Raw genomic sequence first — 15,137 nt, 5'->3', positions numbered from 1 at the left:
GTCGTCCCCCTTCCGGGGGAAGCCGCGCAGCGGCTCAGGGGGGGACCTCAATACCCCACCGCGCACCCGTCCTTGCGCGGATCGGAACCCGCGATGTAGTGCTCGCCATCGCGCAGCACCAGTTGCGCGCCGCCGAAAGCGAACACGCCATGGCCGGCCTCGATGCTGACCTCATGGCCGCGTGCGCGCAACTGCTCAACCACGGTGGCATCGAAGGACGGCTCCACGGCCACGCCCTTGCCGCCGGTCACGCGCCAGCGCGGCGCATCGGCCGCAGCCTGCGGGTTCTGGCCGTAGCGCAGCACGCGCAGGGCCATCTGCAGATGGCCCTGGCTCTGCATGGGTCCGCCCATGACGCCGAACGCCATTTGCGGCCTGCCGTCGGCATGCATGGCAAAGGCCGGAATGATGGTGTGCGAGGGGCGCTTGCGCGGGCCGACCTGGTTGGCATGACCGGCCTCGGTGGTAAAGCCGTGGCCGCGGTTCTGCAGGCTGATGCCCGTGCCCGGCACGACCACGCCCGAGCCGAAGCCCATGTAGTTGGACTGGATGAAGGAGACCATCATGCCGCTGGCATCGGCCGCCGCCAGGTAAACCGTGCCGCCGGGCCGGGGCGCGCCGCAGCGAGGGTCGCTGGCCTTTTCGCGATCGATCAGCTGCGCGCGTTCGCGCAGGTAGTCGCGGTCCAGCAGCTGCGCTGGGGTGACCCGCATATGGTCAAGGTCGGCGTTGTACTGGTGCAGGTCGGCAAAGGCCAGCTTCATGGCCTCGATCTGCAGATGTACGCTGTCCACGCCGTCCAGCGGCTGCGATCCGATCGGATCGCCACCCGCACCCAGCTCGTCGAGCATGCCCAGCGCCATCAGCGCCGCAATGCCCTGGCCGTTGGGCGGAATCTCGTGGATCACCGAATCGCCAAACTTCTGCGACACCGTTCCCACCCAGTCGGCCTGATGCTCGGCCAGGTCTTCCTCGCTCATCACGCCGCCGCAGGCCCGCGAATGCTCGACCATCTTCCTGGCCAGCGCGCCGCGGTAGAAGGACTCGCCCAGGGTCTCGGCAATCTCTTCCAGCGTGCGCGCATGGGCTTCGCTCCTGAACACTTCACCGGCCCGGGGAGCGCGGCCACCGGGCAGAAAGCACTCGGCAAAGCCGGGCTGGTCGCCCAGTTTCTTGCCGCCCAGCTCCCACAGCGTGGCAATCGTGGGCGAGACCGGGAAACCGTTGCGCGCATAGGCTATGGCGGGCTGGGCCACCTGCGCGAAGGGCAGCTTGCCGAAGCGCTTGGACAGCGCCACCCAGGCCGACACGGCGCCGGGCACGGTCACGGCATTCCAGCCCTTTTCCGGAATGCCGCCGAGCTGGGCAAAGTAGTCGGGCGTCCAGCCCGCAGGCGAGCGGCCCGAGGCGTTGAGGCCGTGCAGCTCCTTGCCGTCCCAGACGATGGCAAAGCCGTCGCTGCCAATGCCACAGCCCGTGGGCTCGACCACCGTGAGCGTCATCGCCGCGGCCAGTGCCGCATCCACGGCGTTGCCGCCAGCCAGCAGCATGGAGAGGCCGGCCTGCGCGGCCAGCGGCTGCGAAGTGCTGACCACATTGCGCCCCAGCACCGGCGAGCGGTGCGAAGCATAGGGAAGCGTCCAGTCCTTGATGAGGTTTGTCATATCTAAGTCCGATCAGTGATTCATGGGCGCCGCGCTTAAAACTGGCACGCCCCAGGCCATAGGCATCGAGCAAGAGCCGCCTCACGACGGGAGGCGCCTAGCCGGGGGCGCCTAGCCGGGGGCGCCGAGCCGAGGATGCCGTCCCCCGGCGCAGCCGCACAGGGGGTTGCATATGTCATTCCAAAGTAATGTGGTTGTCCCTGATGACCTTGGCCCAGCGCGCGCTGTCGGCCTGCACCATGGCAGCGAACTGCGCGGGCGTCTGCGGCTTGGCGGGCTCCACGCCCTGCTTGGCCAGGCTGGCGATCACCTCGGGATTCTGGATGGCGCGGTTGAAGGCCTGGTTGATCCTGCCGACCAGCTCGGGCTTCATGCCGGCCGGGCCGTAGAGGCCGAACCAGGTGACCGAGGAATAGCCTGGCAGGCCGGATTCGGCCACCGTGGGCAGATTCGGCGCCAGCGTGCTGCGCCTGTCGCCGGTCACGGCCAGGGCACGCAGGCGGCCGCTGGCCACATGGGGCATACCCGTGGGAATGGAGTCGAACAGCAGATGCACCTGGCCTGCCGCCAGATCGGTGATCGACTGCGCCGTGCCCTTGTAGGGCACATGGGCGAGCTGTATGCCGGCCTGCGCGGCAAAGGCGGCGGTGTTCAGGTGCACGATGGTGCCATTGCCGCTGGTGGCGTAGTTGAGCTTGCCGGGGTTGGCCCTGGCATAGGCAATCAGCTCCTGCACGCTCTTGACCGGCAGCGAGGGCGTGACCAGCAGCACGCTGGCCGCATCCGCCGTATGCGCAATGGGACTGAAATCCTTGTCCGCCTTGTAGGCCAGCCTGGGCATCAGATGCGGCGAAATCGCATGCGTGCTGCTGGTGGTGAACAGCAGGGTGTAGCCGTCGGCCGCCGCCTTGGCGGCCTCGGCCGTGCCTATGGTTCCGCCGGCGCCGGGCCGGTTGTCTATGACCAGTTGCTGGCCCAGCTCCTGCGATACGCGCTGCGCAATCACGCGTGCCACCAGATCGGTGGCGCCGCTGGCCGGAAACGGCACGATCACGCGCACCGGTCGGCCGGGCCAAGCGGCCTCGCCCTGGGCCAGGGCCGGAAAGGCCAGCAAACCACCGGCCACGGCCACAGCGGCCTGAAGCCACTGGCGGCGCGTCGTTGAAACAGTAAACCGTGCCCGCATGGCAACTCCTGCAGAAATGGAGGGCTGGCCGCTGCCTGGCGACCATCGAACGGGAGATCTTAGAAAACCGGGGCATTTGCCGCTATCGGCAAATTTGCAAGCCATCGTTGCCAAAACAGCAAACCGGGCACAATGGCGCTTTGCCGCCACCGCCTGCCATGCCCGAGTCCCGCCATTTGCTGCTGCAAGACACCGCGCTGCGCTACTTCCACGAAGTCGCGCAATGCGGATCGCTGAGCGAGGCTTCGGCAAGACTGCATGTGGCGGCCTCGGCCATCAGCCGCCAGATCGCTGCATTGGAGGAGCGGCTGGGCACGCCGCTGTTCGAGCGCCACCCGCGCGGCATGGTGCTCAACGCCGCCGGCGAGATCCTGGCCGATCATGCGCGCCGAGCAGGGCTGGACGCCGAGCGCGCGCTCGACGAGATCAAGGCCTTGCAGGGCCTGCGCAGCGGCAAGGTGCGCATCGCCAGCTCCGATGCCTTCGCCAGTGAATTCCTGCCGCGCCTGTGCGCGGCCTTCCAGCGCGAGCACGGCGGCATCGTCTTCGAAGTGACGGTGCTTCCCACGCACGAGGTTTCCGGTGCCGTGCGTACTGGCACGGCCGACATAGGCCTGTGTTTCAGCCGGGCCCCCGAGCCCGGCATCGCCGTCGCCTGCCGCGTGGCCGCGCCCGTGCTGGCGCTGGTGGCATCCGGCCATGAGCTGGCGCAGGAGCGCAGCGTGGCACTGGCAAGGCTGGTGCGCTATCCGCTGGCATTGACGCCACCCAGCACGGCCGTGCGCCAGTTGCTGGATGCAGCCTGCAGCCGCCAGGGACTGATGCTGGCGCCGGCCCTGGAGAGCAATCACGGCAAGACGCTGCTGAACTTTGCGGCCCAGGGCGCAGCGGTCGCCGTGGCCAGCGAAATCGCCGCCCGCGACATGGTGGCCACAGGCGCGCTCGTGGCCGTGGCGCTCAGCGACCGCGGCATGGATTTGCGCGATATCGAGGTTCAGACCCTGGCCGGCCGCACGCTGCCGCATGCGGCGCAGTCCTTTCTGGAGCTGCTGCAACTGCGCCTGCCCGCAGCCTGGTGATACGGCAGCCGCTCGCGCCGACTCAATCCGCTTTGGGGCGCAGCACCAGCCATAGCGACAGCGCAATCAGCCCGCCACCCATGGCATGAGCGATGGTCAAGGACTCATCGAGCAGGGCCCAGCCCCAGAGCACGGCAAACACGGGCACGATAAAGGTCACGGTCAGCGCCTTTTGCGGCCCCTCGTCGGCAATCAGCCGGAAATACAGCACATAGGCCAGAGCCGTGCTCAACAGGCCCAGCAGCGCCACATTGCCCCATGCCAGCAGCGGCGCGGCCTGCAGCCTGGCCAGCATGCCGGGCTCCAGCGCGATGTCGATGAGCAGCGCCGGTATCAGCACCATCAGCGCGCCGAGCTGGCTGATGAAAACGGCAGCGCGCGTGTCCACGCACGCATTGGCACCCGCAATCCTGAGGGTCAGATAGCTGGAAAACGCATAGCAGACGGTGGCCACAAAACAGGCCGCCATGCCGCCCAACACGGCGCTGCCGAGATCCAGCGGCCCGGCCTGGGCCAGCACCGCCACACCGCCAATCCCCAGCAGCACCGCCACCACACGCGCGGGCGTGATCGCCTCGGCAAACACCAGCGCTCCCACCACGGTAGCAACCAGAGGCGTGGTGGCATTGAAGATGGCGCTATAGCCCGATGGCAGCACCTGGGCCGCCAGCGCGTACATGAGAAAGGGGATGCCGGAATTGATGACACCCAGCCCCAGCAAGGGCCAAAGATAGCGTCCTGGCCTGGGCCGGTAGCCCATGGCAAACAACGCCGCGCCAAGGCCCAGCGCCGAAAACAGGCCGCGTCCCACGGCCGTGGGCACGGCCCCCAGATGGGGTACGGCCACGCGCATGAATAAAAAACTGCCGCCCCAGAGGGCGGCCAGTGTCATGAGTCGAATCAGGCTGGCTACAGACATACAGGGCATTGTGCACAGCCCCGGCCTGCACGCCTGTCACAACTGCCGAATGCCAATATCAGTGAATCTGCACCAGCACATCGTCCAGCGTCGCACCGGCCTCTTCGGGCACCGGGCGCGTCAGCTGCGGCACCTTGTAGATGCTGGCATCGGCATGAATCAGGCCTATGTCATAGCGCTGGCCGGCCAGATAATCGCCCACCGACTCCAGCACGATGGGGCTGCGATGCAGATGCTCGGTGGCCTTGAGCTCATCGAGCGAGAGCCAGACGCTGCGCACGATGCCGTCGTCCAGATGACGCTGGGCATGGTGCATGCCCAGATCGCCCGTGAAGGCGAAGCGCAGATAGGTGATGTCCGAGCCCGTGCGCGTGCGCACAAAGCGGTTCATGTAGATGCCGACCAGAGCCGTGGGCGTGAAGCTGTAGGCCGTCTCTTCCATGACTTCGCGCACACAGGCATCGACAGGGCTTTCGGAAGGGTCGAGATGACCGGCCGGCGTGTTCAGACGCAGTCCATCCGCCGTTTGTTCTTCCACCAGCAAAAAACGGCCATCGCGTTCGATGATGGCCGAGACAGTCACATTGGGTTTCCAGCGATTGGGCATGGCCGGCATTATCCTTGTCCCAACCCGACGATGTGTCAGATAAATCCCACCATATAGAGCGCTCCTTCGCCGTAACTGGCCAAATGTTGCTGCTGCGCAGCATTTGTCACGGATTCGACCACATAGCCTTGACGCTCCCAGTAAAGCCGCGAACCCTGCACCGAAACCAGTGCCGTGCGCTGCACGCCGTGCGCTCTGGCCTGCGCCTTCAGGACCTGGACCATGCGCCGCGCCAAGCCCTGGCCGGCTGCAGCCTCGGACACGGCCATATCGTGCAGATAGAGCACGCTGGCGTCGTCATATTCGGCAAAGTCGCCGTTGAGCGGTGTGATGGCTCCGGGGCGCGACCAATAGGCTGCCAGATAGGCCACCAGTTCCCCGCCCTGCTCGGCCGCCCAGGAACAATGCCCGGCCGTCCGCAAACGGCGCACAAACACCTCGCGCGGCTCGGCAAAGTCCGCACCATAGCAATGCTGCTGTATGCGCATCACGGCATCCACATCGTCCGCGCCCAGCGCGCGCAGCTGGATTGGCATCGACTCCGTCATCAAAAACTCTCAAATTAATAGCTATCAACGCTTATCAGTCAAAGGCTGACAGCCAATTTCAATCAAAATCCGGCACATAGCTTAGCAAGCCGTTCATCTCGCAGCAGTCTGTAGGCGCTATCGCAATGGTAATGATTCTCAATTGGAAATGCATCGCCATCCTCCCTAACATTCATTCATCGCACAGGGAGAAACAGATGACACGCTTGATCAAGACATTGCGCCAAAACCAGCTCACGCTGACCAAGACCGCCAGCTACTACGTGATACACATCACCGTGGCCGCCTGCGTCGCCTATGCCGTGACCGGCAATCTGATTGCTTCGCTGACGCTGAGCCTGCTCGAGCCCACGGTCCAGGCCTTTGCCTTCTTCTTCCATGAAAAAGTCTGGGAGCGCCGCCTGAAGAAACGCGAGCAGCAAGCGCTTGCCGGACAGGCACTGAGCGCCTGAGAGCCGTCTATGAACACCGACCACCCCACCACTTTTGCGCAATGGCTGCTGCAGTCCCTGGCCATGCTGGGCGACTGTAACGGCCATCTTCGCGATCTGTAGAAATCATGTGTGTAAACCTTTTGATAAGCCATGGATAAATCTTGAATATCCCAGGCTCTTTGTGAGCTTCTGATCATTCATGCCAGAAAATCATCCGAGCCTGACTCTCCCGCATCAAAAAATACTGTGGATAAGTCATGTTGAAGATGCCAATTCGGACTCGCGCCCATGGGTTTGCGGCTATTTGCCAAACCGGGCCCAAGGCCAACAATGACCGGGAATCCAAGGAGTTCCCATGCAGCTTGCAGACCGCCAGACATCCGCAGACCTCGCGCGCCACGACGAACAATGGCTAAGCGCCCACTGGATGCCGTTCACCGGCAACCGCAACTTCAAGGCCAGGCCCCGCATCATCACAGGCGCACAGGGCGCCTACTACAGCGATGCCGATGGCCGGCGCATTTTCGACGGCCTCTCGGGCCTGTGGTGCTCGGGGCTGGGCCATGGCCGCCGCGAGATCGCCGAGGCCATTGGCAAGGCCGCGCTGCAGCTCGATTACGCTCCCGCCTTCCAGTTCGGCCACCCGGCCTCGTTCGAGCTTGCCAACCGCATCGTGGCACTGATGCCCCAGGGGCTTGAGCATGTGTTCTTCACCGGCTCGGGCTCGGAAGCGGCCGACACCTCGCTGAAGATGGCGCGCGCCTACTGGCGCGCCAGGGGTCAGGGCTCCAAGACACGGCTGATCGGGCGCGAGAAGGGCTATCACGGCGTGAACTTTGGCGGCATCTCGGTGGGCGGCATGGGGGGCAACCGCAAGATGTTCGGCCAAGGGATTGAAGCCGACCATCTGCCGCACACCCAGCCGCCACCCGGTTCGTTCTTCAAGGGCCAGCCCCAGACAGACGGACGCGCCCTGGCAGACCGGCTGCTCGATCTGATCGCCCTGCATGACGCCAGCAATATCGCCGCCGTGATCGTGGAGCCCATGTCGGGCTCGGGCGGCGTGGTGATTCCGCCCACCGGCTATCTGCAGCGTTTGCGCGAGATCTGCACCCAGCACGACATCCTGCTGATCTTCGACGAGGTCATCACGGGCTTTGGCCGCCTCGGAGCGATGACGGCGGCCGAGGCCTTTGGCGTGACGCCGGACATCATGAATATCGCCAAGCAGGTCAGCAACGGCGCCCAGCCATTAGGAGCCTGCGTGGTCACGCCCGCCATCTATGAGCAGTTCATGGCGGCCGGCGGGCCGGAGTACATGCTGGAATTTGCCCACGGCTATACTTATTCGGCCCATCCCGTGGCCTGCGCGGCAGCCATTGCGGCACTGGATCTGCTGCAGCGCGAAGACGGCCCGGGCCGCGTGCGCGCGCTGGCCCCCTTCTTCGAGCAGGCCGTGCACAGCCTCAAGGACGCCAGGCATGTGCTGGACATCCGCAATATCGGCCTGGCGGCGGGCATCACGATTGCATCCCTGCCTGGCGAGCCCGCCAGGCGCCCTTATGAGATCGCCATGAAATGCTGGGAGGCCGGCTTCTATGTGCGCTACGGCGGCGACACGATTCAGCTGGCGCCGCCCTTCATCAGCGAGCAGGCCGAGATCGAGCGGCTGATCAACGCACTCGGCGATGCGCTGCAGGCCACCGATTGAACTACTAAATCAATAGCTTCAATTGCTTTTCCCAAAAGCGATTGAAGCCTTTTTATCCAAGTTCAGGAGAGCTGTGCCGCCAGGGCTTCGAATTCGGCGACAGGCACTTCTTCCGCGCGGCGCTGCAGATCGAACTCGCCGGCAAAGCCCTTGGCTTCCAGCCACTTGCCCAGGGTGTTGCGCAGGATCTTGCGGCGCTGGCTGAAAGCGACCTGCACCAGCTCTTCCAGAAGCTTGGGATCGAGATCCGCAGGCTGCTCGCGCGGAATCATGCGCACCACGGCACTGTCGACCTTGGGAGGCGGATTGAAGCTGCCCGGCGGCACGAACAGCACATCCTCCATGGCGTAGCGCCACTGCAGCATCACCGACAGACGGCCGTAGGCCGAGGTGCCGGCGTCCGCCACCATCCGGTCTATGACCTCTTTTTGCAGCATGAAGTGCTGATCCTGCACCACATCCACCTGCTCCAGCAGATGAAAAAGAATGGGGCTGGAGATGTTGTAGGGCAGATTGCCGACCACGCGCAGCTTGGTCACGCCCAGACGCGCAGCCAGCGCACGGAAGTCCACCTTGAGCACATCGGACTCGACCACATCGAGATCGTCGCGCAGACGCAGACGGGCCGCCAGGTCCCGGTCCAGCTCGATCACGGTGAGCTTGCCCAGGCGCTCGACCAGGGGCTGCGACAGCGCCATCAGGCCGGGGCCGATCTCGACCATGGGTTCGCCCGCCTTGGGGTCAATGGCCTGGACGATGTTGTCGATGATGGCGCCGTCGGTCAGGAAATTCTGGCCGAAGCGCTTGCGGGGAATATGTTTCATGAATGCGAAAGCGGTGCCTGGGCACCGCTTGGAATGAGGTGGAGCTCCGATGCCCGGTGCGCAATGATGACATTACCGGGCACTTCAAGCGGATTGAATGGGCTTATTGGGGTGGCTCGCGGTATTCCACAAAGGCCTTGCCGCGCAGTTCCTTGAGCCAGGTTTCGTAGTCCTGCTCGGCCTTGCGCTCGCGCACCACGTTGCGCACCATTTCGCGCTGCTCGCGCTCGGTGAGCTTTTCCTGGCGGCGCTCGATCAGCTGAATCAGGTGCACGCCGAAACGCGACACCACGGGGTTGCTGATCTGGCCCGGCTGCAGGTTTTCGAGCACGCGTTCAAACTCAGGCACGAACTGGCCGGGCGAGGACCAGCCCAGATCACCGCCATTGCGCGCGCTGCCGTCCTTGGAGAACTCCTGGGCCAGTTGCTGGAAGGTGGCCTGGCCGGCTTCCACACGACGCTTGTAGTCCTCCAGACGCTTGGCCGCCTGGGCTTCGGTCATGCCATCGCCTACGGTCAGCAGAATATGGCGGGCGTGGTTCTGCGTGATGTATACAGGTGCTCCGGCCTGAGATTTTTCCAGCACCTTGAGCACGTGGAAACCTGCGCCCGAACGAAACGGACCGACGATGGCACCGACAGCCGAATTGCCCACCTGCTGAGAAAACAGCTCGGGGTAATCGCTCATGGGGCGCATGCCCATGGCGCCGCCACCCTGACCGTTGGGGACATCCGAAAACTCCCGCACGGCAGCGATGAAGTCGGGGTTCTTGCGAGCGGCTTCTGCCGCCTGCTTGGCCTTGGCCTCGCGCTCCGCCACCACGGCAGGGCTGGCGTTTTCAGGCACGGTGATCAGGATGTGGCCCAGATTGGCTGCGGCACCCGCAGCCGCATCGCCGGGGCGCTTCTGGTCCTTGAGATAGCGATCGATGTCTGCTTCCCCGACCTTGACGCGACCGTCCACATCACGCTCGCGCACACGCTGCATCAGCATCTGGTTGCGGATCTCCGAACGGAACTGCGCTTCGGAAATCCCTTCGGCCTTCAGGCGCGACACCAGGCCGGCCTTGTCGGTATTGTTCTGGCGCGCCACATTGGCCACGGCCTGATCGACCGTCATGTTGTCAATGTTGATGCCCGTGTCCTTGGCTTCCTGCAGCTGCACGCGCTCGACAATCAGGCGCTCCAGAACCTGGCGGGCCAGCTCGCTCTGGGACGGCAGCTGCCCGCCCTGCTCGGTCACATTCTGCGCAACGCGCTCCATGCGCGCACGCACTTCGTTATTGGTGATGGGTTCGGAATTGACCACGGCCACGATGTAATCGGCCGAGCGAACACCCTGTGCGGCTACCGGAGCCTGGCGCCCCGAGGGCTGGGCCGTCGCCTCCAATGCGCGCGAGATGGAGGAGTCATTGCCAGCCTTGGCCTTGCTGCCGGGGCTCTTCAGGCCCTGGGCCTGCACACCGGCAGCCATTACAGCCAGTGCCACGGCAACAGCACATGCATTGGATGTCTTGGAGAAAAAACGCATGAAAAAAGCCTTGATTAATCGTAATTGGTAAAGCGGCTGGGCGGAGTCACCGCCTCACGCAAATATTGATAGCGCGGCACATTCTGCTTGAGGCTGGAGGTGGGATCGGCACCAAAACTCAGGCGCGAGAAGCCCACGAACTCCATCTGGAACAGCAGACGCAGATTCGACTGGATGACCGAGCTTTGCAGGCGTTCCAGCACCACACGGCCAATCCAGCAGCAACCGTCGTATTCCAGGCCGACCACGGTATCCACCAGCTTGTTGTCCTTGATGGAGTAGTTGAGGCGGCCCACGGCATACCAGCGGCCACCGCCCTGGCCGCGACCAGCGCCCAGATCCTTGCCCTTGTCGCCCCAGAGGTCGTTGATGGGCCATTGCCAGCCCACGTCCACCAGTTCGCTGGAGGGTTTCTTGGTGACCGTATCCAGCTGCGTGCGGTAACCGATGTTGAAGGTGCGATAGTTGCCCGGGCTGTAACGCGCCGTGGCCGTGGTACGCACCGTGCGGTTCAAGTCCTTGTTGTACTGGGTCGTGCCTTCCAGCGACCACTTGTCGGTCCAGTTGAAGGCCGCACCCAGCAGGATATCGGACAGCTTGCTGGTAGCAGCCACCTCACCGGGCAGCAGCACGCGCTGATCGGACAGGCGAACGCGCTGGGCCACGGCGAACTTGAGCTTTTCCGCACCGCTTTCGGGGTCGATGAAGCGTGAGGTCGCGCCCAGCGTCATCAGATGGTTATCGGCAATGCGGTCCTGACCGACATAGTCGTTCTCGGAAAAAATGCTCGCGAAGTTGAAATCGCTGCGACCCGTGTCGTAGAGCGGCAGCATGCTCTGATCGCGATAGGGCGTATAGGTATAGAAGGCCCGGGGTTCGAAGGTCTGCAACAGATTCTTGCCGAACCAGGAGGTGTCGCGCTCGAAGATCAGGCCGCTGTCCAGGCTGAAGGTGGGCAGAGTGCGGTTGGCGCTCTTGCTGCCGTTGCTCATCAGCTGATCGGTCTGATACATGGAGGTATGCAGCATCAGCTTGGGCGTGATGAAGGCGCCGGGAGACAGGAATGGCCGGCTCAGTTGCGCCTGCACATAGCTGCGCTGGCCGTTGTTGCCGACCTGACCCGTGATGGGGCGAATCAGCTCGAAGCGTGTGGTGTCGGCCACCACGGAGAAATCCAGCCCATGCGGCAGGTCCAGCGGCGTGTAGCGGTACTGCAGCTGCGGCACCATGCTGTAGGGCGGCGCAATCGGCGAAGTCACATCCTGCTGCACTTGATAGCGCAGCACATTGAGGCTCAGCACCCCATCGCCCTTGGCCCAGCTCAGATTGGCCGTGCTGGGCAGCAGGCGCTGGCGCAGCGCCACGGGAGCCAGGCGGAAGTCGCGCCAGTAATCACCGTCGCTGACGCGGTTCAGATTGAGGTTTAGCCCCAGACCGCCGACCGGCGTGTCGAAGCTCGCACGATGCTGCCAGGAATAGCCCCAGCGATCGCGGTTGCGCAGATTGTCTCCCAGCATGTAGCTGGCATAGGTCTCGCCCGAGTAGCTGGGCTCCAGATAGCGGAACTGTCCTGTCAGGTTCACGCCGCGCTTGGTCATCAGCGAGGGCGTGATGGTCATATCGCGATTGGGTGCGATATTCCAGTAATAGGGCTGCGAGTACTCGATGCCGCCAAGCTTGTCCATGCCTATCATGGGCGGCAGCAGGCCCGATTTGCGCTTGTCCGAGAGCGGAAAGCTCATGCGCGGCACCGGCAGGACGGTCACACCCTTGAACTTCAGGGACGCACCCTCGGCCACCCCCACCTCTTCGGCCATGTCCAGATGAATGGTCTTGGCCTCGAGCACCCAGCTCGGCTCCCAGCTGGCTTCGTCATCGCGCTGGCAGGTGGTGTAGGTGGCGTCATGGACGACCGAACGATCCTTGTCGATGAAATCCACTCGCGAGGACTCGCCATGGCCACCCGTGGCCAGAAAGCGATAGTTGGCGTTGTCGAACTGGCCCTTGAAGGCATCCATCTGCAGATCCAGCGCCGTACCCTCGTAGACATTGCCGGCCTGGTTGATGTGGACCGAGCCCACGGCGTTGATCCTGTCGTCCGGAACCGCATAGTCGAGCTTGTCCGCGCGAATCATGGTGTCGCCGCGGCGCAACTCTGCCTCGCCATGAACCGAGGCCTTGAGATCGGGCTGACCGGACAGGCTGTCACCTTTGATATAGATGGGCTGCTGGTCACGCACTTCCTGAGGATAGCTCTCCTGCAGCGCGCTGCTGGACTTGAGTTCCAAGGCTGGCAGCTCGCCCGCGACGCTGGAGGAGGACGATCCGCTCGCTTCGGCCGACTGGGCATAGGCCTGCATGCCAGCACCCGCCCATGCCAGTGCCACAGCCCATGCCAGAGGACGAATCACCAGCCGAGCAGCCCCCGCACGCGTCGAACGGGCAGGGCAGGCAGGTAGGAAATCTCGCGGATGGGATGGGGATTGCACGATGATCTTGAACGTCAAAAGCGCGCGTGCCCTGGCACACGTCAACAGAAAACCGAGAGCCTAGCACCACTGTCCACAGATGCGGCGGCATCGGTTTGTAAAATCCGATTATCCATGACCGCTCCTATCACCCCCACAGTTGGCGTTGCCTGGGCAGATTCTGCCCGCCACGCTGCATTCGACGCCTGGCTGGCACCGCTGGCTCAAAAGCACCAGCTGCTTCCCGCAACCCTGCGCCCCGCTTCGGCCGATGCGAGCTTTCGCCGCTATCTGCGCCTGGATCGCAGCGATGGAAGCAGCCTGATCGTCATGGACGCGCCGCCAGACAAGGAAGATTGCGCGCCTTTTGCCAAGGTTCAGGGCCTGATGAACCAGGCCGGCCTGTGCGTGCCGCAGATCCTGGACTGGGATGCCGTTCATGGCTTCATGCTGCTCAGCGACCTGGGCGACCAGACCGTCATCGAGGCTCTGAACCCCGAAAAACCCCAGGATGCCGAAGCCTGGTACCGCTCGGCCATCGAGGTGCTGCTGGACTGGCAACTGGCCTCCAAGGCCGGCAATACCGGCAGCTTGCCTCGCTATGACGAGGCCCTGCTGCGCCGCGAGCTGCAGCTGTTTCCCGACTGGTACATCGCCAAGCACCGCCAGTTCACGCTGGACGACAAGCAGCAGGCCCTGCTCGGCAAGACCTTCGATCAGATCGTCGCCCACAATCTGCAGGCTCCCAGCGTCTATGTGCACCGTGACTTCATGATGCGCAACCTGATGCAACCTGTGGCAAGCGGCGCGCCGCTGGGCGTGCTGGACTTCCAGGATGCCGTCTACGGCCCCATCACCTATGACATCGCCAGCCTGCTGCGAGATGCCTTCATCAGCTGGGAAGAGGACTTCATCATCGACATCACCATCCGTTACTGGGAAAAGGCCCGCAAGGCCGGCCTGGTGGGAGCCAACAGCGCCAGCGGCTGGGGTGATGACTTCGGCGAGTTCTACCGTGGGGTTGAATGGATGGGTCTGCAGCGCCACCTCAAGGTTGCGGGTATCTTTGCGCGCCTGACGCTGCGCGACGGCAAGCCCAAGTATCTGGCCGATACGCCTCGTTTCATCCACTACATCCGATCCACCTGCAACCGCTACCGCGCGCTGGGCCCGTTCCTCAAATTGATCGACGAGATCGAGGGTATCCAGACGCAGGTGGGTTACGCCTACGGAAGAATGTAAATACCCCCTGAGCGGCTTTGCCGCTTCCCCCTCTCTCGCCTTGCTTCGCAATGCGGGAGGGGGACGACGCCCTCGCTGCGGGGCGGCCCTTGCTTGGCGTCCCTGAGGTGATTCAGCGCCAGTTTTGCGAGCTACGGACTCTGCGTGGCACCATGAATCACGAACCCCGAATTTTTCCCTATGCCGCGCTATCACTGCCCTATTCCACTGCACATCGGCAACGAGCTGGACCTGCCTGCAGGTGCCGCCCGCCATGTGCAGGTGCTGCGCCACCAGCCCGGCGATGTCATCACCCTGTTTGAGGGCCAGACCGGCAACGGTTTTACCGGCGGCGAGTTCCAGGCGACCATCACCCACATGGGCCGCAGCGATGTGGGCGTGCGCGTGGACAGCCACAGCCCCGCCGAGCGCGAAGCCGAACGTGTCGTGCACCTGGTCGTCGGCATGCCCGCCAACGAGCGCATGGACTGGCTGGTGGAAAAAGCCACCGAGCTGGGTGTCGCCAGCATCCAGCCCGTGATGGCGGCGCGCAGCGTGCTCAAGCTCAAGGGCGACCGCGCCGACAAGAAGATCGAGCGCTGGCAGTCGATTGCCGTCTCGGCCTGCGAGCAATGCGGTCGCAACCAGGTACCCGTGATTCACGCTCCCCTGCCGCTGGCCGACTGGCTGCGCAGCAAGGATGCCCCTGCCACCGATACGACGCGTCTGGTGCTGTCGCTGCGCGAAGGCAATCAACCGCTGCGTACCGCCGCCGGCGATGCCCAGACAGTCTGGGTGCTGCATGGCCCCGAAGGGGGTCTGACCGCCCAGGAAGAAGACTGGGCACTGGAGCAGGGCTGGAAGCCTGCCAGCCTCGGCTCCCGCGTGCTGCGCGCTGAAACGGCATCTGTTGCCGCCCTGTCCCTGCTGGCCCTGGAGTAAATC

Annotated in this window: 13 protein-coding genes; 5 read left to right on the top strand and 8 right to left on the bottom strand. The window is 64.0% G+C overall.

Translation table 11 applies throughout. From position 1 onward, the window contains the following. Window positions 1-47 precede the first annotated feature (47 nt). Together EIC84_RS19900 and EIC84_RS19895 are read right to left on the bottom strand one after the other, a co-directional pair. Complete coding sequence (locus EIC84_RS19900) at window positions 48-1,664, bottom strand: gamma-glutamyltransferase family protein (RefSeq protein ID WP_003066914.1); 1,617 nt, start codon at window positions 1,662-1,664, stop codon at window positions 48-50. Window positions 1,665-1,839: 175 nt separating this feature from the next. After that, complete coding sequence (locus EIC84_RS19895; protein ID WP_003066912.1) at window positions 1,840-2,850, bottom strand: tripartite tricarboxylate transporter substrate binding protein; 1,011 nt, start codon at window positions 2,848-2,850, stop codon at window positions 1,840-1,842. 158 nt (window positions 2,851-3,008) lie between these two features. Between EIC84_RS19895 and EIC84_RS19890 the strand changes: the two genes are divergently transcribed. Then, window positions 3,009-3,929: a LysR family transcriptional regulator gene (locus EIC84_RS19890; protein WP_034362371.1), complete on the top strand. Its 921-nt coding sequence runs from the start codon at window positions 3,009-3,011 to the stop codon at window positions 3,927-3,929. Between the two features lie 22 nt (window positions 3,930-3,951). On the opposite strand, the gene EIC84_RS19885 is transcribed toward EIC84_RS19890, so the two are convergent. From EIC84_RS19885 to EIC84_RS19875, 3 genes are read right to left on the bottom strand one after another with little or no spacing between them, the layout of a single operon-like run. After that, on the bottom strand, window positions 3,952-4,848 hold the full coding sequence (locus tag EIC84_RS19885) for a DMT family transporter (RefSeq protein ID WP_003066907.1): 897 nt from the start codon (window positions 4,846-4,848) through the stop codon (window positions 3,952-3,954). Between the two features lie 58 nt (window positions 4,849-4,906). Further along, a complete protein-coding gene (locus tag EIC84_RS19880) occupies window positions 4,907-5,464 on the bottom strand; it encodes an NUDIX hydrolase (RefSeq protein ID WP_003066904.1) in 558 nt (185 codons plus the stop codon). Window positions 5,465-5,490: 26 nt separating this feature from the next. Further along, entirely contained in the window at window positions 5,491-6,003 is a 513-nt protein-coding gene (locus EIC84_RS19875; RefSeq protein WP_003066901.1) for a GNAT family N-acetyltransferase, read from the bottom strand. 197 nt (window positions 6,004-6,200) lie between these two features. On the opposite strand from EIC84_RS19875, the gene EIC84_RS19870 reads away from it, so the two are divergent. Beyond that, window positions 6,201-6,455, top strand: a complete 255-nt coding sequence (locus EIC84_RS19870) for a DUF2061 domain-containing protein (protein WP_003066898.1) — start codon at window positions 6,201-6,203, stop codon at window positions 6,453-6,455. Window positions 6,456-6,792: 337 nt separating this feature from the next. After that, on the top strand, window positions 6,793-8,148 hold the full coding sequence (locus EIC84_RS19865; protein ID WP_003066892.1) for an aspartate aminotransferase family protein: 1,356 nt from the start codon (window positions 6,793-6,795) through the stop codon (window positions 8,146-8,148). 62 nt (window positions 8,149-8,210) lie between these two features. Here the strand turns inward: EIC84_RS19865 and rsmA are convergent, their stop codons facing one another. The 3 genes from rsmA to EIC84_RS19850 form a co-directional block, all read right to left on the bottom strand. After that, on the bottom strand, window positions 8,211-8,972 hold the full coding sequence (gene rsmA / locus EIC84_RS19860; protein WP_003066889.1) for a 16S rRNA (adenine(1518)-N(6)/adenine(1519)-N(6))-dimethyltransferase RsmA: 762 nt from the start codon (window positions 8,970-8,972) through the stop codon (window positions 8,211-8,213). Window positions 8,973-9,075: 103 nt separating this feature from the next. Then, on the bottom strand, window positions 9,076-10,503 hold the full coding sequence (locus EIC84_RS19855) for a peptidylprolyl isomerase (protein ID WP_003066887.1): 1,428 nt from the start codon (window positions 10,501-10,503) through the stop codon (window positions 9,076-9,078). A gap of 14 nt (window positions 10,504-10,517) precedes the next feature. Beyond that, window positions 10,518-12,863 carry an LPS-assembly protein LptD gene (locus tag EIC84_RS19850; protein ID WP_237704469.1) on the bottom strand — a complete coding sequence of 782 codons (2,346 nt, stop codon included), beginning with the start codon at window positions 12,861-12,863 and terminating at the stop codon, window positions 10,518-10,520. Window positions 12,864-13,106: 243 nt separating this feature from the next. Between EIC84_RS19850 and EIC84_RS19845 the strand changes: the two genes are divergently transcribed. Then, entirely contained in the window at window positions 13,107-14,213 is a 1,107-nt protein-coding gene (locus EIC84_RS19845; protein WP_003066881.1) for an aminoglycoside phosphotransferase family protein, read from the top strand. 180 nt (window positions 14,214-14,393) lie between these two features. Then, a complete protein-coding gene (locus EIC84_RS19840; protein WP_003066878.1) occupies window positions 14,394-15,134 on the top strand; it encodes a 16S rRNA (uracil(1498)-N(3))-methyltransferase in 741 nt (246 codons plus the stop codon). Window positions 15,135-15,137: the final 3 nt, after the last annotated feature.

The sequence above is a fragment of the Comamonas sp. A23 genome (assembly GCF_004522605.1).
Classification (GTDB): Bacteria; Pseudomonadota; Gammaproteobacteria; order Burkholderiales; family Burkholderiaceae_C; genus Comamonas; species Comamonas thiooxydans.
The sequence above is the reverse complement of the archived record's forward strand: the minus strand, read 5'-3'. Positions and strand labels throughout refer to the sequence as shown.

Excerpts from the sequence above, each read along its gene's own strand:
- EIC84_RS19895 (WP_003066912.1), bottom strand. The coding sequence starts at position 2,850 with ATGCGGGCACGGTTTACTGTTTCAACGACGCGCCGCCAGTGGCTTCAG.
- EIC84_RS19855 (WP_003066887.1), bottom strand. The coding sequence starts at position 10,503 with ATGCGTTTTTTCTCCAAGACATCCAATGCATGTGCTGTTGCCGTGGCA.
- EIC84_RS19880 (WP_003066904.1), bottom strand. The coding sequence starts at position 5,464 with ATGCCGGCCATGCCCAATCGCTGGAAACCCAATGTGACTGTCTCGGCC.
- EIC84_RS19900 (WP_003066914.1), bottom strand. The coding sequence starts at position 1,664 with ATGACAAACCTCATCAAGGACTGGACGCTTCCCTATGCTTCGCACCGC.
- EIC84_RS19870 (WP_003066898.1), top strand. The coding sequence starts at position 6,201 with ATGACACGCTTGATCAAGACATTGCGCCAAAACCAGCTCACGCTGACC.
- EIC84_RS19840 (WP_003066878.1), top strand. The coding sequence starts at position 14,394 with ATGCCGCGCTATCACTGCCCTATTCCACTGCACATCGGCAACGAGCTG.
- EIC84_RS19885 (WP_003066907.1), bottom strand. The coding sequence starts at position 4,848 with ATGTCTGTAGCCAGCCTGATTCGACTCATGACACTGGCCGCCCTCTGG.
- EIC84_RS19865 (WP_003066892.1), top strand. The coding sequence starts at position 6,793 with ATGCAGCTTGCAGACCGCCAGACATCCGCAGACCTCGCGCGCCACGAC.
- EIC84_RS19845 (WP_003066881.1), top strand. The coding sequence starts at position 13,107 with ATGACCGCTCCTATCACCCCCACAGTTGGCGTTGCCTGGGCAGATTCT.
- EIC84_RS19875 (WP_003066901.1), bottom strand. The coding sequence starts at position 6,003 with ATGACGGAGTCGATGCCAATCCAGCTGCGCGCGCTGGGCGCGGACGAT.
- rsmA (WP_003066889.1), bottom strand. The coding sequence starts at position 8,972 with ATGAAACATATTCCCCGCAAGCGCTTCGGCCAGAATTTCCTGACCGAC.
- EIC84_RS19890 (WP_034362371.1), top strand. The coding sequence starts at position 3,009 with ATGCCCGAGTCCCGCCATTTGCTGCTGCAAGACACCGCGCTGCGCTAC.
- EIC84_RS19850 (WP_237704469.1), bottom strand. The coding sequence starts at position 12,863 with ATGCAGGCCTATGCCCAGTCGGCCGAAGCGAGCGGATCGTCCTCCTCC.